Source organism: Acidipila rosea, assembly GCF_004339725.1.
GTDB classification, from domain to species: domain Bacteria; phylum Acidobacteriota; class Terriglobia; order Terriglobales; family Acidobacteriaceae; genus Acidipila; species Acidipila rosea.
Window position 1 is genome coordinate 190,021 of record NZ_SMGK01000005.1, and the last position, 23,121, is coordinate 213,141.

Annotated in this window: 12 protein-coding genes; 6 read left to right on the forward strand and 6 right to left on the reverse strand. The window is 56.6% G+C overall.

Annotated features, from left to right (window positions below):
* Positions 1-55 precede the first annotated feature (55 nt).
* The 5 genes from C7378_RS14580 (at position 56) to C7378_RS14600 (ending at position 8,223) form a co-directional block, all read left to right on the forward strand.
* The gene (locus C7378_RS14580) at positions 56-439 is read left to right on the forward strand and encodes a hypothetical protein (protein ID WP_131998363.1); all 384 of its coding nucleotides are present in this window, start codon (positions 56-58) and stop codon (positions 437-439) included.
* Positions 440-526: 87 nt separating this feature from the next.
* Positions 527-1,948: an amidase gene (locus C7378_RS14585; RefSeq protein ID WP_165876825.1), complete on the forward strand. Its 1,422-nt coding sequence runs from the start codon at positions 527-529 to the stop codon at positions 1,946-1,948.
* 249 nt (positions 1,949-2,197) lie between these two features.
* A complete protein-coding gene (locus C7378_RS14590; protein ID WP_131998369.1) occupies positions 2,198-5,029 on the forward strand; it encodes a TonB-dependent receptor in 2,832 nt (943 codons plus the stop codon).
* Between the two features lie 111 nt (positions 5,030-5,140).
* The gene (locus C7378_RS14595) at positions 5,141-7,279 is read left to right on the forward strand and encodes a S9 family peptidase (protein WP_131998372.1); all 2,139 of its coding nucleotides are present in this window, start codon (positions 5,141-5,143) and stop codon (positions 7,277-7,279) included.
* 209 nt (positions 7,280-7,488) lie between these two features.
* Positions 7,489-8,223, forward strand: coding sequence for a GntR family transcriptional regulator (locus C7378_RS14600; protein ID WP_131998375.1), 735 nt, complete (start codon positions 7,489-7,491; stop codon positions 8,221-8,223).
* Between the two features lie 25 nt (positions 8,224-8,248).
* On the opposite strand, the gene C7378_RS14605 is transcribed toward C7378_RS14600, so the two are convergent.
* The 6 genes from C7378_RS14605 to C7378_RS14630 form a co-directional block, all read right to left on the reverse strand.
* A complete protein-coding gene (locus C7378_RS14605) occupies positions 8,249-8,842 on the reverse strand; it encodes a ferric reductase-like transmembrane domain-containing protein (protein WP_131998378.1) in 594 nt (197 codons plus the stop codon).
* A gap of 2 nt (positions 8,843-8,844) precedes the next feature.
* Positions 8,845-12,183: a WD40/YVTN/BNR-like repeat-containing protein gene (locus C7378_RS14610; protein WP_131998381.1), complete on the reverse strand. Its 3,339-nt coding sequence runs from the start codon at positions 12,181-12,183 to the stop codon at positions 8,845-8,847.
* 190 nt (positions 12,184-12,373) lie between these two features.
* Positions 12,374-13,624 carry an MFS transporter gene (locus C7378_RS14615; protein WP_131998384.1) on the reverse strand — a complete coding sequence of 417 codons (1,251 nt, stop codon included), beginning with the start codon at positions 13,622-13,624 and terminating at the stop codon, positions 12,374-12,376.
* Positions 13,625-13,653: 29 nt separating this feature from the next.
* The gene (locus C7378_RS14620; protein ID WP_131998387.1) at positions 13,654-17,979 is read right to left on the reverse strand and encodes a M14 family metallopeptidase; all 4,326 of its coding nucleotides are present in this window, start codon (positions 17,977-17,979) and stop codon (positions 13,654-13,656) included.
* Between the two features lie 21 nt (positions 17,980-18,000).
* A complete protein-coding gene (locus tag C7378_RS14625; protein ID WP_131998390.1) occupies positions 18,001-19,119 on the reverse strand; it encodes a DUF2891 family protein in 1,119 nt (372 codons plus the stop codon).
* Positions 19,120-19,267: 148 nt separating this feature from the next.
* Positions 19,268-22,111 (reverse strand): TonB-dependent receptor, encoded by a 2,844-nt coding sequence (locus tag C7378_RS14630; protein WP_131998393.1) that lies wholly within the window; start codon positions 22,109-22,111, stop codon positions 19,268-19,270.
* 264 nt (positions 22,112-22,375) lie between these two features.
* Here C7378_RS14630 and C7378_RS14635 point away from each other — a divergent pair, with 264 nt between their 5' ends.
* Positions 22,376-23,101: a GntR family transcriptional regulator gene (locus tag C7378_RS14635; RefSeq protein WP_131998396.1), complete on the forward strand. Its 726-nt coding sequence runs from the start codon at positions 22,376-22,378 to the stop codon at positions 23,099-23,101.
* The last annotated feature ends 20 nt before the right edge of the window (positions 23,102-23,121 follow it).

The window sequence follows — 23,121 nt, forward strand, 5'->3', positions numbered from 1 at the left end:
ACTCCGCAGCCAGTTTCATCAATCTGAAGCGAGCGAATGCTCTTCGGTGACACAAATGAAGGCTCGAAATGCTCCCGATGACGTTGGATCCCTCACTCGAAGAGGCTTTGCGGGCAGCTTGTTCGGAGCCGCCACGGTCGCTCTTCTCCCTGTCGCATCCGCCGCTCAGAGCCAAAGCACCGACGAGCCGGGGCCACGACCGGAGGACCTCTCCGACGCAGACTGGAATGAGGTGCGCGCCCGGTATTCGAACTTGCTGCGGGTCTACGGAGAGCGGCTCTCGTTAGAAGAAAAGCGCAGACTGGCGGCCATTCTCACCACCAACCAGCGCATGCTGGTTTCGGTCCGGTCCTTCGTCGTGCAGAATGGCGACCCCTCGGCTTGTACTTTAAGGCTCTATAGCTCTCATCAGCACGACAGCGCAACACGCAGCATCTGATTCATCGCTCGTAGGCACCGGCTCTCTTTACCTGATCAATCCAACGGCTTTCTAGAGGACTCAATGGTTCCCAGGGAAACGTATTTCATGTCGGTAGAAGCGCTCGGCGGCGCAATCCGAGAGGGCCGGCTCTCACCTGTGGAGTTGACCGAGGGCTATCTCGAACGCTGCCGCACGATAGGCGCGCGATTGAATGCGTTTGTAACGCTCACTGCCGACCTGGCGCTCAGGCAGGCCAGGCAGGCTGAAGCGGAAATTAAAGCTGGTAAGTATCGCGGGCCTCTGCACGGGATTCCCTATGCTGTGAAAGATCTCGTAGCAGTGAAAGGCTATCCGACCACCTGGGGAGCGGTGCCCTATGCGCATCAGAGCTTCGATTTTGATGCGACAGTCGTGGAACGGCTCAATAATGCTGGAGCGATCCTTCTGGGCAAAGCTGCCATGATTGAACTGGCCGGCGGGCTGGGATACAGCTCGGGTGAAGCTTCGCTGACAGGCCCAGCGCGGAATCCGTGGAATCCAGAGTGCTGGACCTGTGGATCATCGAGCGGTTCCGGCGCAATCGTCGCAGCAGGCCTGGCGCCTTGGGCCTTGGGCTCAGATACGCGCGGCTCAATCCTCTGCCCATCTTCCTGGTGCGGAGTTTCAGGCATGCGCCCGAGCTTCGGTCGTGTCAGCAGGTATGGTTCGATGGCCATTGCATACAGCATGGACAAGCTGGGCCCACTGGCGCGAACCGCAAACGATTGCGCGCTGGTGCTGAGTGTGCTGGCCGGGCATGACCCGCTCGATCACGACTCGCTCAGTAGCAGCGCGAAGCCCTTCGTTTATCAGGAGACGGATCCTGGCCATGGCGCTCCGCTTCGCATTGGCCGTCTCACGAATGTCTACGGTAAGAGCGATCCGGGAACGGAGAAGGCGGTGGATGAAGCCTGCACGGTATTTGAGAAAGCAGGTGCATCCGTCGAGTCATGTGAGTTTCCCGATGGTCCGTTTGAAGAGGCTGCCGAGCTGACCATCCTCATGGAAGCTGCCAGCGCATTTGAACATTTGATACATAGTGGAGACTGTAAGGAACTTGTCGATCCGGTGGGCAAAGTGAATGGTTACGCCAGCGAACAGTTTTCCGTTACGGACTATCTTCATGTTCAACGCGTTCGACCTATGTTGCAGCGCACGGCTGACAGCATGTTCGACCGCTACTCGGTGCTGATCTCTCCCGCGCAGCCGACGGCGGCGCAGCCACTGCGGGCAAAGGATCCTGACGATCCAAATGATCCTGCAACTGCTAAGGCCGCGAAGAAGTTTCACATGGATAGACGCGCCCCCGACGGAGTTTCCAGTCTTTGCGGGCTGCCCGCAATCAGCGTCCCCAGTGGTTTCAGTGCAGCTGGTCTTCCTTATGGCATGCAGATCATGGGACGAGCATGCAACGACGCTGCAGTTTTAAGAGCAGCAAAGTTATATCAGCTTCACACGGATTGGCACCTGAAGCACCCGGCGCTCTAACTCGCGGACACCCAATGCCGGGGCCTTCACCATTGTTGTGAATACGCATTCGCCTCACAAAATTAAAGCTCCTTTTCTCGATCAGTCTTTCTGCTGCTGAGTTCCAGACTACTTTTCGGAGCACGTTGTAATCATTCAAATCTTTTCTCTGCGGCTTTCCGACGCGTACCTTCCAGCGCTGAGGAGAGGCTGCAGGTCTATCACTGTTACCAGCTGTCGAGCACCACAGTACGCGTGTAAGGAGAGGTCATGACAAAAAGAATTCTGTTGCTTCTGTTCATCCTGGGTCTAGGCTCATCATTAGCGTTTGGCCAGGTCGCGATCACCGGCCAGATACGAGGTGTCGTAACAGATGCTTCAGGTGGTGCGCTGCCTAACGTATCAATTACCGTAAAGAGTCCTGCGCTCATGACGTCTCGTACGACTGCAACCGATGTGGCAGGGGGATATCTCTTTGACTCCCTGCCGTCTGGCATTTATGAGCTGACTTACACTATCTCGGGATTCAAAACAGAGGTGCGCTCAAACATCTCCATCACTCCCGGATTTACTGCTACTGTCAGCCCCGAGCTGGCAATTGGTACCAGCGAGCAATCGGTAGTTGTATCGGCAGCGGCTCCTGTGGTCGACACGACGGATAACACTTCCACGACTACCTTTGATGAGGCGTTGTTGCAGAATGTTCCCAGTGGCCGGGATACATTCTCTACCGTTGCGCAGGCTCCTGGCGTGGCTACCAGCGATTTTGATATTGCCGGCAGCCAGAGCTTTCAACAATCGGTCATGCAGGTTCACGGCAGCCTGCCCGGAGACCAGGTGTACAGCTTTAATGGTCTGCGTCTCAACTGGCCCGGCTCAACTGGCGGCTATACGTCCTTCTATGTTGATGATGATTCTCTCTCTGAGCTTCAGGTCGTAACCGATAGCGCTCCGGCTGAGGTCGCAGTAGGCGGCGTCTATATGAACCTGGTTCCCAAGTCAGGCGCCAACCAGATGCATGGTCTTGCAGCAGCCTACTACCAATCAGCTGGCACCCAGGCCACGATAAGCAATCCAATCTACGGCGGCGTTCCAGTACCCTCCGGCACGCCATTCATCATGGCGCGAGATATAGCTACTAATTTGGGCGGGCCAATCCTGAAAGATAAATGGTGGATATTCGGGTCATGGCGGCTCTACGACTTAAAGGAGAGCGTCCTCTCGGTCACTAATCCCGATGGCACGCCCACGACCGATCCGAACCATCAAAGCAATGTCACGCTCCGCAGTGACTACCAGCTTACGAAGAATAATCACCTCGACTTTGTCTGGTGGTACAACGAGCAGAACAGGTTCTTCCGCCGCGATACATCCTATGCCTTTGTAAGTGCAGATGCAGCGTGGCGTCAGATCGAACCTGCATACATCCTGCAAGGGGAGTGGACGAGCACGGTCAAGAATATGCTCTTCGATACCCGCTTCGGGTATCTGCACCAGGTCTTTCCGCTTGAGAACCAGCCAGGAACTCCTCTCAATGCTCTTAACCGGCAGGATGTAACTCTCTCGACTGAGTCCGGTGCGCCGCCCTACTCGTTTGTCAATCCTGCAAGCGTAATCGCTTTTGCCGAGGGAGTGTCCTACTACAACGGGCATCTTTGGGGCAGCTCTCACACCTTCAAGTTCGGTGTGGATAGTTCCGTCAACAGGAACGGGTATAACTACACGGTCGACCAGGGTATTAACGCGCTCTACAACAACACCAAGCCTATTGAAGTTATCGCCTACAACACACCTGTCAATGTGAGAAGCATTTATCACGAGACAGCCGCCTATGCGCAGGACTCTGTGACCATCAAGCGTAAGCTGACGCTTAACCTGGGCGTCAGATACGATCACTTCAACACTTTTTATCCTGCACAAACCAGTCCTGCTGCGACCTTCCCCGCTCTTTTTCCCCAGAGGACCTTCGCAAAGTCACCTGACATCGCTACCTGGAATACCTTCCGTCCGCGTCTCGGTATGGCCTACGATCTAACCGGAAAAGGACGGTCGGTGATCCGCGCCTATTATGGGCAATTCGACATCATTGAAGGCGCTGGGCTCGCTGAGCAGATCAATCCAAATGGTCTGAGCACTCAGGTCTATAACTGGAACGATCTCAATGGAGATGGCGTTCCACAGCAGAATGAATGGGATTCTCCTGCCAATCTGGTCTCTGCCTCAGGTGGAGTTGTAACTAAGGTTGATCCGAATCTGAAGCGCCCATATACGAGTGAATTCAATGTCGGGTATGAACAGCAGGTACTGTCCTCTGTCATGGTCGGCGTTAACTACTACTACCGTAATATCAAGAATCAATTTGCGGAACGCAACCTGGCTAATCCTGCTACTGACTATACTGCGACAAAGGTTGATAACCTCGGGAATCCACTGATCAATTCGATTACCGGGCAACAGATTACGCTCTATAACCTGAATCCCGCCGATGTTGGCCTGTCGAACTACCTAATCACCAATATCCCCGAGCTGGACACGAATCACTACAACGGTATTGAGTTCACCATGACCAAGAGGATGAGCCGAGGCTGGCAGGTCCTGGCCGGCTACACTCTTCAGCAGCAGAAAGGAACCTATACACGCGGACTGACGGATGACTTCAATAATCCGAATAACGAGATCAACCGGAAGAGTGCCATCCTGAACTACGACGCCACGCAGATGTTCAAGATACTGTCGAACTATACGCTGCCTAAGTCGATAGCTTTGGGGTTGAACTATCAGCACTATACCGGTTACCCGCTTGATCCTAACAATGGGCCTCCCACCGCTGTCTTCGAGAACCTCAACCAGGGGCAGGTATCGGTGATTGGCGACACGATAGGTCATCTTCGTCTGCCGAACGTTGATATCGCTAATATCCGCCTTTCACGGCCGACACATCTAGGCGACCGCTTTACACTCGAACCGATTGCGGATCTGTTTAATATCGCGAATGCGAATACTGTAATCAGTGAAGTTCCGACCGGCGGCAGCAGCTTCAGGCGGCCGACGAACCAACTCAACCCATTCATTGCTCGATTTGCAATGCGCTTCAGCTTCTAGGAAGCTATCTAGCAACTGCACGGGGCAGGATCATTCTGCCCTGTGCAGTTGAAGCTATCCAACAGGAGTACCTGGCGCGGTAGGTAATTACGAAAGCTCGGAGATTGTCTGATGAATGTAAAAGTTCTTCCAGTCTGTATGTTGTTGTGGATGGGTGTGGGCGTTGTGCAGGCGACGTATGCTCAAGAAGCACCTCGTGGCAGCATTACCATCGATCGCATCGCAGATATCAAATATCCGACTGAGGCACAATGGTCGCCAGACAATAAGACCATAGCTTTTCTGTGGGATGCCGCAGGCAAGCAGGAATTATTCATGGTCAGGGCAGGAGAAGCGCCGATTGCGCTGACCGATTTTCCTGTTGATCCGAACCTGCTGGTCTGTGACATAGGCCACTTTGAGTGGTCCTCTTCAGACGAAATCATCTTCAGCAAAGGAAACCAGCTCTGGAGAGTATCGACCGCCACACGCAAGCCGGAGTCGCTGGCGGGCTTTGAGGGAGTGAGCAGCTTTTCCCTATCGGCGGATAAGAAGCAGATCGCCTTCATTCAGAAAGACGATGTATGGGTAGCCTCGCTTGAGTCTCAGGCGCGGCGCAGGCTTACACATATGCCGGAGGGCCTCCACGCTTCCGAGCCTTCCTTTTCCGGGGATGGCCAATATGTAGCCTTCAATGCTGCACGCCACGAATCTGTACCGGAGCCGCTGCCCTATAACGGCAATCTGGTGAAGGTATTTCGCAGCTTGAACTGGGATGATCGCATCGGCATCGTTTCAGTCTTCAGCTATGCAGCAGAGCCAACGTGGATACCTGTGTCAGCACGCAATTACGGATCGACTGACATGCAATGGGCCGCGGGGCCGTCCATCGTGCATGAGGAGTTCTCGCCTGATCACAAAACCATGGAGTTGAAAATCACTTCCATGACCGGCGAAACGCGCACGCTGTGGAAAGATCATGATCCCGCATGGATTTCACCCGCTGATGGCGCGATGGATGTTACGTCGCCTGATGGTAAGTGGGTAGCGTTTATCAGCGACCGCAGCGGATGGCCGCATCTCTACGTGATACAGACGGACGCTACCTCTGAATCGCAGGCGAAGCAGATAGGCAAGGGAAACTTCGGCGATGGCTACATCGCATGGTCGCCGGATAGCAAGCGAATTGCCTTCGCGCATAGCGCGGATGGCAACCAGATGGAGCGCTTCATCTCCATAGCCTCCGTAGAGAGTGGACGTATCGAGCCTATAGTTACGGAGCATGGTGTGAATCGCGCCCCGGCCTTTTCTCCCGATGGCGCAACTCTGCTTTATGAGCGAAGTGCGGTGGAGCATCCACTCGAGGTCTACTCTGTTGCGGCAAAGCCGGCAGCTGTTCCCATTCGGCTCACTAATTCACTCCCTCCGGGTTTGCTGCCACAGGATCTCATCGCGCCCGTAGCAGTGCATTATCCGAGCAGGAAAGATGGAAAGCCTGTTCCAGCTACGCTCATCGTCGATAAGCATCTGGACCGCACCAAGAAGCACCCTGCCATCATCTGGGTGCACGGCTCGGGCGCCGATCAGAACTATCTGGCATGGCATCCTGGCGCCTATCGCATGTATTACGCCATGGATGAATATCTCGCGCAGCAGGGCTATGTAGTGCTGACGCCCGATTACCGCGGTAGCTCCGGCTATAGCAGAGACTGGGCAACTGGAGCATCCAGAGACCTGGGAGGCGGCGAAACTCAGGATGTAAACGCAGGCGCTGACTACCTGAAGACGCTTAGTTATGTTGACCCGAATCGCATCGCCATCTGGGGATTGAGCTACGGTGGCTTCATGACGATGCAGTCCATGGTGACTGATCCGACTCTCTTCCGCTGTGCAATCGATGTGGCCGGCGTAGGCGACTGGGAGACATGGACAACAGGAGGACTCATCCTGGGAAGGCTCGGCGAAACTCCTGTGACCGATCCTGAACTTTATGACCGCTCCGCACCTGTCAAGCATCTGGATAAACTCGTTCGCCCGTTGCTGCTGTTGCAAGGCACCAATGATGCCAATGTACCTTTCTGGGAATCGCTGAAGGTGATCGACACGCTGGAGAAGCTCGGCAAGCCTTTTGATATGGCTATTTATCCGGGAGAGATTCACTTCTTCCGCAGGGCCTATGTACTAAGAGATGCGTGGCGGCGAACCGATGAATTCTTCTACCGCTATCTTATGCAACCGGAAGCCGGCTCGAGTACTACGCCGAAAGAATAGCTTTCCGGCTTCAGCGGCTGAACCAGAAGTATTGCGATCCAGAAGCATTGAGGATTGTTGCGTCCATCATCGCCGCTGCCTGTGATAGCTGCTGCCACATGCAAATGCAGAGATCTGTGGAATGCGGCATATCCAGTTACACCCTGACTTCACTCTGTGCGACATGGTACGAGCGGGTTGTACAATCTAACACTAGAGAACGGGTGATTATGACGGCTGTGGGGTTAAAGAAAGCATCAAAAACTGGCACTTCCCAGCGAAAGCAAGACACCACAGTTCTCCAGGCATTGCAGCAGGTTCGAGAGCTCATCGTACATGGCAAACTTTCCCCGGGCACGTGGATCGTTGAAGAAGAGCTGGCTAAACGTCTCAAGGTAAGTCGCACGCCCGTGCGTGCAGTGCTCCAGTGGCTGCAGCAGGAAGGCTACGTCAGAGAGCAGCGGACAGCTACAAAATCCCGCATGATTGTCTCCCCGCTCACAAAAGACGATGCAAGCGAGTTATATTCCTTCCTCGGTCGTCTCGAGGGGCTGGCAGGACGCAATACCGCAGCGTTGGCCAAAACAAAAAGAATGGTGATCGTGCATCAGCTCAAGTCGTTGAATCAGCAGTTGAGCGATGTGCGAACGAACCCGAGCAAACACGGCACCATTTTTGATATCGATCGGGACTTTCATCGCCTCATTGTTGAGTCTGGTGCTGGACCTCGATTGCGTGCATGGCACCAGACGATCGAACCACAGGTGGAGCGCTACTGGCGGCTCTATGCAAGCTCCATCGTTCATAATCTGCAGCTTTCGATCAACGAACATAATGACATCATCAGTGCTTTGGCGGATGGCGATGCCGATCGGGTGGAGCGAAGCCTTCAGACAAACTGGGAAAAAGGCTGCGAACGAGTCGGCCATATTATTGACGTCTTCGGAGAACGAGGAAGCTGGTAACGATCGAGCCCGCTGAATATCCTGTTCAGCCTGCTACGGTTCGCAACAGCTTCTCGCGCGCACGAACCCGTCGAAGGCGAAGCGCAAAAAGCGATGCGCCAAGCACCAGCAGAAAGCAGCCCATTACAAACACCTTTTCTCCATCGAGAAGATCAGCTTTGCCGGTCTTCAATTCCGAGTCAGTAAAGATGCCGTGAATAAAGAGCAATAGCCCGGCTGGATACGCGAGATAGTGCAACGACTTCCAGAGGCGGCGGCCGATCTCGACGCGCACGAGCGATGAGATGAGAACCACCAGCAAAACATAAAGCGCAATAGCCCCTAAAGTATTCTGGAGCGGCTGCAAGGGTGAGTGGATCGGCAGCAGAATATCGATCCACCGAAAAATGACGCGGCGCGCGAGCAGCAATACCAGCACATGGGCCGCGATTGCCACCAGTGTCAGATAGGCAAGAAGCCGATGGATGCGAAATATGTCGATCCGCCGATGAGGCCACAGCCGCAGCGGGCTGTAGCGCACGGCGATAAGCAATCCAAGGCAGATGCTTAGTGTTGCCGATGCGACAGCTCCCAGCCCGATATCGGCGCTAAGTGTGATCCAGTCAATCTCTTTAAGCATGCTCAGTCTGCATCGTTTGCCTCACCACGACTATCTGCCTTGGCCTCACCTGGCACAGTCCCACCTTTGGGAACTGGCGTGATGATCGAATATCCTGCTTTCTGCAAGATGGAATTATAAGCCGGCACAGCTTCCTTATCTATTGTGCTCAGAGCAGATTGCACCGTGTGCAGTTGCGTGTCGAGCAGAGAGAAGACCTGCTTCTCAGGCTCCGTGGGCGCATAGTCGGAGTTGCCGGCAACGTCTCCGCCACCGGTGCCTACTTCGGCGCCAAGCCAGATGAACTTGAGATAAAGTCCCAGCGGTCCGCGGAAGGACTTCTCATCACCTTCGGCGATCGTCGGATGCATGAGCAGATTTTCCTGTTCTACGTATTTTCTGTTCAGGTTGTCAGTGGCGTCGAAGAGCGCCTTGTCCGCGGCCCGCGCGGTGAGCATGCTTCGCGTATCCTCCAGCTGTTTGCGGCTCCACTCAATCTGGTTGATCAGCTGGGCCGAGAGATTGGTGTCGTCATAGATCTGGTGAGAGAGTTCGGAAGAAGCAATCGCATCCGGTAGCGAAGCGGGAGTCGTCGGATCCTTCAGGACAATGACCTGCTGGCTCTGCGTACTCCCTCCGATTGTGAGCTTGACCGTGTAGGCGCCGGGAGCCACCAGCGGGCCATCAGTGGACTCTCCGCCGACGCCGTAGTAGAAGATGGGCCGCGTCTGTTTACCACTGAAGCGCTTCTCGCTCCAGATGTGCGGATTGCCCGGCGGGATGGTGCGCAGGGCTACCTCGACGGTGGGCTCATAGCGTAGATTCCACCAGATGCGGTTTAGTCCGGCATGAGCCTTGGCATCCAGATGACGAACTGCCTTCCCCTGGCTGTCGAAAATTTGCAGCGTAAATTTTTCGTCTGCGGATTTGAGTGTGAAGTTAATTGGAACGCCATAGGGAGGGTTTTGTCCTACCGAGGCTCCCGCCGGAGCCATATCCCGCTTGGAGCGCGCACGCAGGCGATAGGCGTGCCGCACTGGTAAGAGGTTGTCAGCATTCTCTGCAGCTCCCGGCTTGAGGTGCTGCAGCGGAGTGATGTCATCCAGTATCCAGAATCCGCGGCCATAGGTGCCGACCACCAAATCGTTGAACTGCGGCTGGACGGTTAGCCAGTACACCGGCGCATGGGGAAGGTTCTGCTGGAACGGCTTCCAGTGAGCCCCATCATCCAGGGAGATATATAGCCCGTTTTCGGTTCCTGCGTAGAGCAGTCCCTGCCGCACCGGGTCTTCGCGAACCACGTGTGTGTAGCTCAACTGTGACGCGGGAATGCCAGTCGTGATCCGGGTCCATGTCTTGCCGTAGTCGGTTGTTTTGTAGAGGTAGGGATCGCGAATATCCACCTGGTGGCCATCGAAAGCCACATAGCATGTGCCGGCTGCATATTTCGACGGCTCAATGCTGTCGACCGTCATCTTCGGCGGCAGTCCCGCTATGTTCGCGGTTAGGTTTGTCCAATGCTGGCCGCCGTCGCGCGTCATCTGCAGCTGGCCGTCATTGGTTCCTGCCCAAATCTGGCCCTTGGCAACTGAAGACTCCGCGAGCGCATACACCACTCCGGCGTATTCCACGCTCAGATTGTCGACGGTGAGGCCGCCCGAGTCGCCGTGCATCGAGGGATCGTTCAACGTGAGATCAGGGCTGATGCGTGTCCACGTCTGCCCTCCGTCGGGGGTGCGATGCACATATTGGCTGCCTACATAAACGGTATTGTGGTCATGCGGAGAGATGATTAAGGGATAGGTCCAGTTCATGCGGACCTTGACCTCGCCTGCATTCGCACCCATGGTGCGGTCGGGCCACACACTCACCGAGCGCGAAAAGCCGGACCTCGCATCGAAGCGCTCCGTTACGCCTGCATAGCATCCGCCCCAGACAATATTGTTGTCGACCGGATCGGGCGTGCTCCACCCCGTTTCGCAGCCGGCTGTCGTGGTCCACTGGCTCGCGCTGATGCTCGACTCTCCCGGAGCATTGCTCGGCCCGTGGAGCGGAGAGCCATCCTGCATTTGCCCATACACCATGTAAGGAATGCGATTATCCGTGGTGACGTGGTACATCTGCGCGATCGGAAGCCGGATCATCTTCCATGAACGTCCGCGCTCGGTGCTGATCATCACTCCGATGTCGGAGCCGACCATCATGCGGCTGGGATTTGTCGGATCGGCCCACATGTCGTGATTATCTCCGCCGCAGCCGCCTTCGCGCTCGGCAGAGCTTTCTTCAGCCGCGGGATCGGGATTATCGCCCGGACAATGCATGTGGTCGGTGGTGAATCCGCCGTCAAAGGTTGCGCTGATGCCGTTCGAGGGAAAGTACACCTCATTTTCGTTATCCGGCATTACCAGCATGCGGGTGTAGTAGTGTGGCCGCTCGTTGAGCAGTCTGCTGTAATTCACGACCTTCCAGTCGAGGCCCCCGTTGTCTGACCGCCAAAGCGTACCGCCCTGGCCGGTTTCAATGAGCGCATATGCACGCCGCGAGTCGCTGGGTGCGAAGCTCACCGCAATCTTTCCTAGCGGGGAAGGTGGCAGACCATGCCCGTTAATGCGGCTCCAGGTATCGCCTCCATCGCTGGTAACGAATAACCCGCTCCCCGGCCCTCCGCTCTTTCGTCCCCATGTCTTGATGTCGATCTGCCAGGTGGAGGCGATGATCCTGCTCGAGTCCGTCGGATCCATCGTAAGGTCGTAGGCGCCAGTATTCTGGTCGACAAAGAGAACGCGCTTCCAGTTCTTGCCGCCGTCGGTCGTGCGGTAGACTCCACGCTCCTGCTGCGGCCCGTAGCAGGTGCCCAGCGCGGCGGCGTAGACGATGTCGGGATTCGCAGGATCGATCAGGATTCGCCCGATGCGGCCTGTCTTCTCGAGCCCCATATGCTGCCAGCTTTTGCCGCCGTCGATTGACTTGTAAATTCCGTCGCCGAGCGAGACATTGCTGCGGATAAAAGCTTCCCCCGTGCCTACCCAGAGAATATTGTGGTTGGACGGAGCAATGGCTATCGAGCCGATGGATTGTGCGGGCTGCGAGTCGAAGATCGGATACCAGTGCTCACCAGCGTCAAAGGACTTCCATACGCCGCCCGAAGCTGCGCCTGCGTAGTAAATGTTCAAATCACCCGGAACACCGACGACTGACGTTACCCGATTGCCCGGCGGCCCGATGTAGCGGTAGTGCAACGCGCTATACGGCGACTGCTGCTCTGGCGTAACTGTCTGGCCCAAAGACAGTGTGGAGAAGGTAGCAGTAATGAGCAAGGGGAGTGCGAGGCTGAGAGCGCGAAGACGTTGGCGGGTCGACATAGTCCTCCGTGAGACTTCCTGAGAAGATGCTGAACGGGAGAAACAGAATAGAGAAGCCAGGGGATACGATCAGATGCGACTCGCAGAAAGTTTAGCATGTGTACGATCTTGTCTACATAATTGTGCTCTGTGTGGAGCGCAATTCCTGCATTGAAGAAGCCGGGCACTCCACGGCTTGCAGGAAAGGTTCCTAGCTTAGCGGCGCCCCTCGGGTCTCCGGCAGCGTAGTCGCCAGCGCTGCTGCCGTCAGGAAAGCCACGGAGGTGATGCCCAGTGCGGCGCCTATGCCGTGGTTGGCAGAGGCGCGCCCCACCACGTAGGGAGCGGCGGCGCTGACAATTCTTCCCATGTTGTAGGAGAAGCCCATTGCTGATGCGCGGATAATGGTCGGGAAAAGTTCACTTGCGATGACAGCAAACCCGCTGAAGTATCCCGATCCCCAGAATCCTACAATCGGTCCCAGTAGCAGGAGCGTGCCCGGGCTGCTGGCGCGCGCATAGAACTGCACTACGATGGCCGCCATTAAAAGGTAGAGGATATACATCCGGCGGCGGCCAAAGCGATCCGCAAAGAAGCCGAAACTCACATAGCCCGCGAAGGTCCCTACCTGCATCAGGATCGTCCAGCCGGAGGTTTGCAGGATGCTGAGTCCGCGCCCTCCCTGCGCCACCGGCAGGGAGAGGAACGAAGGAACCCAGAAGAAAAGTCCCCACCAGGCAAAGAGCGTCGCTCCATTCATCAGCGTGACGAGCGTGAGCCGCCGACGGGTGCCGCTGCGGAAGACCTCGCGCAGCGGGGTGACGGATGCCTCAGACTCCTGCCAGCGTTCGGGCTCCTCGACGCGCCGCCTGATCCACACCGCAAACAGAGCAGGAAGAACTCCTGCAAAGAAGACTGGGCGCCAGCCGAAATGCGGCATGATGAGCCCGACGATTCCAGCCCCGAGTGCGTAACCGACCGCCCACGAACTTTGCACCAGCGCGAGCGCCTTGGCACGGTGCTGGTCTGGCCATGTCTCTGCAACCAGCGCAGCGCCGGCCGCCCACTCCCCGCCCATCCCGAAGCCGAGCAGCACGCGGCAGATGGCCAGTTGCATCGCCGTGTGAACCAGGCCGCAAAGTCCGGTGCAAAGGCAGTAGACGAGAATGCTCGCTGTAAGGGCGCGGGTCCGGCCACGCCTGTCGGCGAAGCGCCCGAAGAGTACTCCTCCGATGGCCGCTGCGACCAGCGTGCCCGACATGATCAGTCCCGCAGTGGCGGAGCTCATGTGCAGATCTGCCTTCATGCGAGGCACGGCAAGCGCGTAGAGCATCACGTCCATGCTGTCGAGCATCCAGCCAAGGGAGGCGGCCAGCAGCACGCGCCGTTGCGCCGTCGTAGCTCCGCGCAGCCACGACATGGTCCCCGTTGGCTCCGGCCGAAATGAAGTTGTGCCCACCATTTGCTCCTTTTGCTGCCTGCTCTGCGCGTTTACTTCTGATGATCGAGTGTATCGATGTTTGCAGGCAGCATAGGCCGCTGCCTATCCACCTTCCATGAGACGCCGTCGAAAAACTCCTTCTGTGTGTGCTTAATCTTCATCTTCGCGTCAGACAAGTACTGCAAGTGAGCGTGATCGTATGCCAGGCCCGCGGAGGCGACCAGCTTGAGCCAGTCTCCGTAGGCCGTCTCATCTGGAGCCTCAGTGTAGCCATCGTCGTAGGTGACATCAGGAAAGCGGCCGAGGAAGCTCTGCGACTGCGGATCAGGTGTTGTGCCGACCTGCGCCATGTAGATGCGGACGCCTTTATAAATTGGTTGCTGGAAGTCGCGCTTGTCCCACTGCTGACCATACCTGAAGTAACGGGCATTCATCTTTGCATTCATGTCCAGCACCCCTGGAGTCTTCACCATGTTGTTGGCAATATAGTCGCGCAAGGCGATAGTCACAGTCTCGCTCTCGGGGTGCTCTGGATCCTTCAGGTAGTTCAAGCTGGTGAACCATCCACGCGGTATCCACCAGGCTCTGCCTGATTCCGCCTCAGTTCGCGTAATGACCCAGGCCGCATATTCGGAGAAGGGCTGCACCCACTCGTGGGAGGGATAGCCGTGCGGATTGAGGAAGGCGTCCGGGAGCCACGTTTGCCATAGTTGACGGCGCGTCCGCGACTCAGGGTAGAGTGGGTCGCTCTTCCACTGGTCGGTGACTAGGTCCGCTGTCAACGACGCATGGTAGCCAGGGTGAAGCATATTATTGGGTGTGATCTTCGCTAGGTCCATCGCCAACTGTGCGCCGTCGATGTTAGTGATTGGATGGATGACTACGTTGACCTTATTAAGCGAGGCCCGCGTGGCAGGATCGGTGACAAGCTGCTCGGCGAGTCGAAAGAGATGGCTGGTACTCGACACTTCATTGGCGTGCTGGCGGCCAGAGTAAATGATGGCAGCCTTGTATGTCGTCTCCTTCGCCATCGAGCGGTGAGCCGATGGGGTCGGCAGTAACACATCCGCAGCCCAGATGTTGTTCCCGAGATAAGTTCTGCCCATCCAGTAAACATTCACGCCTGGATAGGTGGCGAGCCGCGCCAGCAGATGAGCGCTCTCTGCTGGGCCGATTGGCCTCTCCCACTGCACAAAGCGCTGCTGTGCATTGAGTGGTGCTGGAGTTATATCCGTAATCTGCGGACGTGGATGCACCGGAGGCGCAACCTCGAGCGTCGATGCAACGACCTCATGCTTCGTCAGTTCGGGTGGGTGAAAGCCCAGCGGTAGCTGAAACTCGAAGGCGAGATGAGCGAGATGAGGGTAAGCCAGCTCATCTTTGTAAAGGCCGGCCGTATGCAGCTTCCCCAGCCAGGCAAGCTGTCCCTCGCCCTGCTCGGCAAACATTGCGGTGTGTTCGAGCTGTTCTTCGGGAACCAACCTTTCCCACTCATCAAACTTGTCTTCCCTGGCATCTACCGGCACCCGCCAGGTGAGCGACTCGACGCCATCTCTTCCAGCCAGCACACGTGCAGCGACTAGACGAATTCCTCCTGCTTTCAGTACTGGCAGGTCGCGCTTCTCCTCTTGCTCCGGGCTGTCCGCGCGCTCTTTCCATGCAAGCCGCACCATGGGATGCGCTGCGTCCTTAGCATAGAACTCGATGCGCACGTGCCCATCCTGCCCCTCTGTTGAGGGATAGGCCACCGGGATAACGCGGCCGAGGTAATCCATCATGCCAGTCGACTCCAGATTTCCGAGCATGTAGAAGAAGTTCTGCGTGGAGAAAAGGGTATCTTCCTGCAGGGCCTCGAGCGAAGAGATGCGTTCCTGGTCGAGGCCAATGTTGTAGTCGGGCTCGCTCATGTGAAAGCTGACGCGTAGCGTGTCAAAGAGCGGCTGGTACTCGACCTTTGGCTTGCCGTTGTTTTGCCTGAGAATGTATTTGTAGATAGCTGGCAGTGTCTCTGTCTGGTAGTGATCCCAAAAGTATTCCGGATCTGTCTCGATTCGTTCATCTGCTTTGACTTCTCCGCCTGCGGTCATGTGCAGCCAGCCGGTCTCCACATTTACGTGATCGTAGTTTGCAAATTCGCTGCTATAGCTTCGCTCCGCGATCTTGACAGCGAACGGTTGTTGAAGAAGCTCATGACCGTCAACAGCATAGGCGTGAACCCGATACGTCGGGCCGCTCGCATCCGTCATCTTGGAGAAGGTGATCTTGGTTAGCGATATGCCAAGCTTCTTCGCAAGCATTTCGTCTGCAGGGTAAAGTTCCTGCACCCATCGCGAAATCGATCTCATGGAAGATAGTTTTGCAGGATCGCCATACGGAGCGAACTCAATCGTGATGTGATCCACGGCTTTGCCCGCGAGTTCCTGAGCGACACCATCCAGCAGCCAGCTGTAGCCTTGCTTATAGGCGCTCAGGACTTCCACCTGAATGCGGTCTGGCGTCGCGCCATTCTTTTGCAGGATCGCGGCAATCTGCTGGCTCAGCTTCGCGCGTTCTTCGGGACTCTCGCTGACGCGCGCCTCAACCTTCACATCGCCCTGTACCGGGAGCCCCACAGAGGCCTTTTGCACGGCCTCCAGCAGGCGCCTGCCTTCCCACGGAATCACGATGTCTTCGGCGATCGTAGGTTTCGCCTGCATAAAAGGGACAACATTGGAGGTGCGGTGTAGCGGAGGATCACTTGCGCAGCACTTCAGCCCTGCGTGCAGGCTGCCGGTCTTAACCTCCACGTGATCAGCATGAATCCGACTTGAAATCTCTTTGCGGAGAAAGTCACTGAGTCGCGGGTCCGCCTCGTCAACGTATACTTCCGCGGTCACGGAGTAAAGATGCTTACCCTGCTCGCTTTTGCTCAACACATCGAGCCAGCGATCGAGATGATAGAGCGAGGCGCTAGCCTGACCCACCCCCGAGCGCAAAGTGAAGAAGTGGCGGACATCGTCACGCATCTCTTCAACGGATGCATATCTCTTTGAGGGCTCCCAGAGGAACGGCAGATGGTCAGCCGCATAGCTAATTGCTGCTGCAGCGCCTTGGTCATCCCCGCGCACCAGCAGCGCATCCTGCTTACCGAAGCCGCGATCCACGACCCTGAGTTCACCCTCGCTCGCGGCCAGAGCATCAAATTCCGGGCTCTTCGGGGTATGGAGATACTGGCCGCGGACCAGCTTGTCAAGGTCGACATTTCCGGGCGCGCTCAAGATGTCCGTGAGCCGCTGCGAAAGGGCCGAGTCACCACCGACCACAGCGCTTGTCTTGACCTGCGCCGGTGATACGCCGGAAGCGGGTTCTGCCAGGGGTAGGATGATGCCCGTCGTCTCCAGGCCAATACGCGCCGCTAGATTGGCCATCGCGGTCCCTCGGGCACCTGCCGTTATATAGAGGTGAGTAGCGACTGCTGATGGAATCGGCTTCTTCGGGCTTCCATTCAGGAGTCCCTTGATCGTATAGAGCTCCCCAAGATCGAGGGAGCGTGCAGCCTCGGCGGATGCCTCCGGCGTGGATGGGAGGCCCTCGGATAGCGGCTGCGGAACCCCCGCAATCGTTAGGGGTGTTTCTCCAATCAGAAGGCGCGCTTCCCGAATGCCATGCAGTTGAAGCGGCGTGCCAGGTTCCTCCGGCTTCAAGGCCTTATCGATACCGGCGAGATCGGTCGACCCGCTTACGGAGAAGACGGCAAGCCTGGCGCCTGGCGTCCGGCTGAGATAGGTGAGGCCTCGCAGGTCTGCATGTGCCTGCAGGCCTGCTTTCTCAAAGGCGGTATTCAGCGCAGCCGCGAGTGAATTGATCTTCGCGCCGGGCAGACTCCAGAGATAAGGCGCCCGCGCCGCCAGCGCATTGGCAGCGACCAGCAGGCCGACCTCGTCATGGGCCTGTACGGTAATCCCACCAGGAACTGCATAGATGCCGCCCTCAGACAGGGAGAGATCTTCGAGTAAGGGAGCAAGCTTCGCCCGCTCGCCAGAGGGAAGGGATGACCCTATCCAGATATTATTCGAGGTCTTGCACCCAGCTTGCGGCGCAGGGGCTGGCTCGGACACAACCACTGGAAGTGTTAACGCGCTCGTACCATAGCCAAGCCTCGCAGCTAGATTTGCAGCCGCTGCATTTTCAGCTTCCGATGCCGCTGGCGAGACGATGATGTGGCCGCAGATGGCATCGGCAACCTTGTCTCCATTAGTGTCCTGCAGCATCGCGCCTGTCTGAAAAGGATTCTCAAGGAAGGATGAAATTTCAACAGGGGCAGGCGCAGAAGTGGCCGCTCCGAATGCGGTCGCTGTTAGCAGGGCAAGGGCGAGGTAGTTACGTGCAGTCAGCATGAGCACTCCAATAGTCGTGATCTATGGATGGGAAGCGCCGGGAACACTACTCCTTGCGGACGGAATTGCGTCGGTCGGAGCTGCAGTCTTCATGTACATGGCGACGAAGGTTCCCAGCCAGTGTGAACCTAGATATCCAGCCTGTGTGAGCGAGGCGAGTCCTTGCTCGGCATTAATTGTGGCGAGGCGGTGAAATATCGGTACTCTTGGATCGGTTGGCGGCAGCAGGGCTGCAATCGCCAGCATGGCCTCGGCCCGCTGCCATGCCAGCCCGATGAGGTGTGACTTGCCGGCCAGCAGATCTTCAGAGGTGATTCCTTTCACATCGACCGCTGTAGTCAATGGTTTGAACTCTTCCGAGCCAGTCGGCGGCAGAAACTGATCCAGCCAGGGCAGAAATGCTTTCTGCCCCAGTACCCGCCCCATTAGCTTGGCTTCCGTCAGGCAGGGTGAGAGAAAGTCTGCACCTCCAGGCTCATAAGCCGTGGGGCAGTGCCGGTCGTTCTGGAACATGCGTTTTGCTGCGCGCACCACTGCATCATGCAGCGGAGGATCTGGCACCAGTTCTGTGGCATCGAGAACGAGATTCATCGAAAAGGCAGTGTTCTGGTGAATGCCACTCCGCGTTGCGTAGGGTAGTTCGTTGAAGTAGTCAACAAGCCTGCCGCTGAAGAAATCCCGGAGTGGCGACAGGTCTGCGGTCATCACCTTGGCGTCAGCGTTATCCCAGCGCGCCATCTCCGCGTGGAGCTTGATCAGCCACGCATAGCCGTACGGTTTCTCGAAGTCCTTGGCCTGCTTGAAGAATGAGAGTTCGCCTGCGAGATTTGATTTACCGAGATGCTTCTTCAGCTTTTCGCGCATTAGCGGCGCAAGCGGTAGATCAGGATAGGCCTGAGTAAGTACGGCCATGGTCCACAAGGAGTTTACCGCGGAGTGCCAGTCATAGCAGCCATAGAAAGCGCGGCTCTTGTCGTATCCCTCCGGGATGAACGGCTTGGATCCGAACGCCCAGAGATACGCTCCTGCATGCTCAGGAGCCGCCTGCGGGTGATCGATGCAGGACAGCGGAAAGGCGGCAATGGACGTGGCCTCCGCTGAACCGATGACAACTGCGGATTTGGCAGGAAGAGGTTTCATGTAGTTCCTAAGCTCTCTCTGTTGCGCGGGGGCCGCCGAGCTGAAGATGTTTCCACCCAGAAGAACAGCGGTCCCTGCAATCGTTCCGAACCTCCACGTCAATGTCGATCCTCTAGTCTTTCTCCTGAAGAGTAGTCGCTGCTTCCATCTAGAAAACGAAATGCGCCGCGAGCTCCACCTGTTGCAGATTACTTGCGTTCGTAATCGTTCCAAAGGTAGCTGAGCGTGCACTGGTTGTCATCGCGCTGTTCAACAGGTTTTCATGCCCAGTTACATTGAATACCTGGCCAAGGATCTCCAGACTCTTCTGGCCGTGGGTAAAGAAACTGCGCGACGCGCGCAGGTCGAGGCTGTCATAGGCGCTGCTGTCAATATGGTTTACCGTTGCCGCTCCGGTCGTTGTCCGATAGGCGTTCACAGCGGCAAGGCTCAGGCTCCGGTTGCCCTGGTTGCGCGAAGTGCCAGGAACATACTGGGTGGTGCCATCCGCGTTGACGCTTCCAGAAAAGGAACTGAAGGGCAGAGAAGAGCGGAGGGTCCAGATTGCGCCGAGCATTACATTGCCGGGAATCAGAAAGGTTCCGCTCGCCACCAGTGCGTGCCGGCGATCGATCGCACTCGGGCCCCAGTCCAGCTGCGGCTGAGAGTAGTTTACGAGCGTCCCCTGTGGGTTGTTGTCGCGTGAAGAGGAGTACGTGTAGGAGACGGTGTACATGTATCGGTTCGCGAAACGCTTATCGACACGGACAAAGAGCGCTCCATACTTGGCTGCCCCTTCCGGCGCATGCTGCAGAATCTGATTCCATGTTGTAAGAGGACGCGCTCCGCTGTAGGGGTAGTTGAGGTCAAACACCCGGTAGTCGCGGAGCGTGTGTGTGTAGAGCCCATCGATATTGATCGACAGGTTAGGTGACACCTGGCGCGAGTAGCCGAGTGATGTCTGCTCCGAATATGGGTTCTGAATATTCGGCGCAAGCACAGTCACGATAGGTGCAGCAGTGGAGCAGAACTGCGCCGCCGTTCCCGACCCGTATGGGTTTGGGTATGAGGGGTTATTCAGTGAGACGTTGCATTGCGCAAGATCACGAAGCTCATTGAAGTTCTGAAGCGTCTGAATGTTCCCATAGTAGATGCCGAAGCCGCCCCTTAGAACATCTCGGCCCTTACCGCCCGGATCAAACGAAAATCCTAGTCGAGGGGCAAAGTTATTCTCATCGCCACGCTTGCCTGGATCGCCCATGAAAGGCACGCGGCTCGGCAGCGTCGTGTTGGCCAGTTGTTCATTGAAGGAGCCAAACTCGCGGTCATACCGTAACCCCATCTCGAGGGTGAGCCGATCCGTCGGCTTCCAGAAATCCTCAACGAAGATACCAAGCTGGCGCGTGTCTTCGGTATTAGAAAGCGACGGCGTAGAAGAGCTGAAGCTTACGGGATTAGTCAGCGCAGCCAGAGTCGCGGGATCCTTTGGATTGAATACCTGGTCCGTGCTGAAGAAATATGTGCCGTTGTAATTGACCGCCGTCACGTCAGTGAAGGGGATGATACTGACGTCAAAGCCTGTCTTCAGGGAATGCTTGCCCTTCTCCAGCGAAACGGTATCCAGGGCCTCATAGCGCTGCTCCACGCCAACCTCGGCATAACCGTATCCATAGCTAAAGCTCGGAAAGACATAGCCGCGCTGCAATTCATTGAGCGTCGAATCGGAAAGCTTCTTGGCGTTTGTGGGGATTGGTGAGCCGTGGGGGCCAAGCTCATACGCGGAGCGCCCGTATTGGAATCGGAAATCATTGAGCAGTGTGGGCGAGAGTGTCCAGGTGTGGCCGCCTACAATCGCCCATCGGGGAATAAGCCCGTCGTAGCAGAAGCGAAGGTTACTGCCGCCGCAACCCTGGGCTGTATAGAGATTCCACTCCTGCGCATAGCGGACAAACATCTGCTGTGAGTTGCTGATCTGGTGATCGACGCGCCCCGTCAGCATCTGGTCATGGCTGGGCTCATCAAAGGTTCCCGCCATCGCCCCATAGAACTGCGGCTCAGAGGTGAAGATAGTGTAAGAGTCGTCGGTCTGCGTTCTTTCATAGGCAGCGTAGAAGTGAGTACGGTCTTGGATGATGGGGCCGCCCATATCCCCGCCAAACTGGTTGCGGAGGAATGGAGGCGTGCCTGTGCCCTGCTGCTTCTCTGTCGCTTGCTGAAACTTGTTCAGGTGATTCAGGTCCTGATTGCGGAAGTATTCAAAGAGTTCGCCATGATATTCATTGGTGCCGCTCTTGGTGGCAATGGTGACCAGTCCGCCCTCGGAGAGTCCATACTCGGCAGGGTACTGGGTGATATCTACCTTAAACTCCTGCACTGCGCCTTCCGGAAAATTCTGCCGTGGCTCTCCCTGCTCTGCCCAGTTGTTTGATACGCCGTCTACTCTGAAGCCATTCGCGTAGAAGGTGCCGCCGCCACCGATCTGTACGTTGTTGTAGAAGGTGCGCGAAGCATCCTGGCTGGTGCCGGGCATCAGCAGGGCGAGGTTGAGATACTGGCGGGTATTGAGCGGCAGCGTGTTGATCTGGCGATTGCTGATAACTCCGCCGACGACGTTGGTGCTGGTATCCACCTGGCCATTGTCCGCGACTACGGTGACGGACTGCTGCGTGCTCCCCAGCTTCAGACTCAAATTCTGCTGAAGATGCGACCCGAGTTGGAGATTGATGTTGGCGACCGTCTCGGCAGAGAAGTCAGGAGCCTCTACCGTTAACGTGTAGTGCCCCGGATTCAAATCGAGAAAGCGATAAGAGCCGCTCGGCGCTGCCAGTTTCACGACGACGCCCGTGTCCGCATTCCTCAAGCTGACGGTCGCGTTGGCCACTGCTGCACCTGACGGGTCGGTGATAGTGCCCTGAATGTCCGCCGCGCTGGCCTGAGCAAAGCACCGGCTAACTGGCGCGAGGGCCAGAACCAATACAACCGTGAATGCGCGGAAAGCTACCGGTACTCGCATGTCTCCTCCATCTTGACGAGGCTTGAAGTCGCCTCGACCAAGTCAAGCGGGCCGACCAAATATGGGAGTTGCCTACACCGGTGTGTTCTGCTTATAGAATTTAAAAATCAGAATGTCAATGCTTAATAAAAACTATTTATTAGCTCTAGAAATAAGGAAATACCGAGACAATCCGCAAATATTTGCGTTTGTCGTGGCAGGCTCTTTGCTTTATTGTGGGTTTTAGATGCCAATTGTATACAGGTTGTACATCAAGGTGGGCCTATGACGGAAGCGGTCCGCGTTCATCTCGAACTGCGAAACGACATCATTGGCGGAGAGTTTGCTCCCGGAGCCTCTGTCTCTGAGGCTGAGCTCTGCGCCCGTTACGGAGCGAGCCGGACACCAGTGCGGGAGGCCTGCCGCCGCCTGCAGGAAGAATCCCTGATCCACATCGTTCCTTTCCGCGGCTACTTCATTGCTCCGCTCACCGTTGCAGAGTTTCGCAACCTCCACGAGGTCCAACTCGTCATCGATCCGGCGGCAGCTGCCCTGGCTGCTGAGCGGGCAAGCGCTGAGCAGATCCGGAGTATCGAGCGCTGGGCCAACTACGAGTACCACACCGGCCAGAAGTCCAGTTATCACACCTTTCTTGAGTGGAACCAGAACCTCCACGTCGAGATCGCGGCAGCTAGTGGAAATGAGCTCTTTGCCGAAATCACGGCGAATCTGCAGGCACGCCTGATCCGCTACTTTTACATGGTGATCTCAATGGATAGCTTTGGCGTGGATCTGGCCCAGGAGCATCGCGAAATTGTCCGGGCCATCAAGGCGCGCAAACCGGAGGTGGCGCGACAAAAATCCTCCGAACATGTTCTGAAGACGATTGCGCGCACCATGAGCCTTGATTTTGCATCGCAGAATTCCGAGCTTGCGTCTGAAATCAACTCCATCAGCCTTGAACCATCAGCCAGGCAATCCATGCAGACCAGAAGCAGGCGGCGCCTTTGATTTGGAGAAGAAGAAGGAAC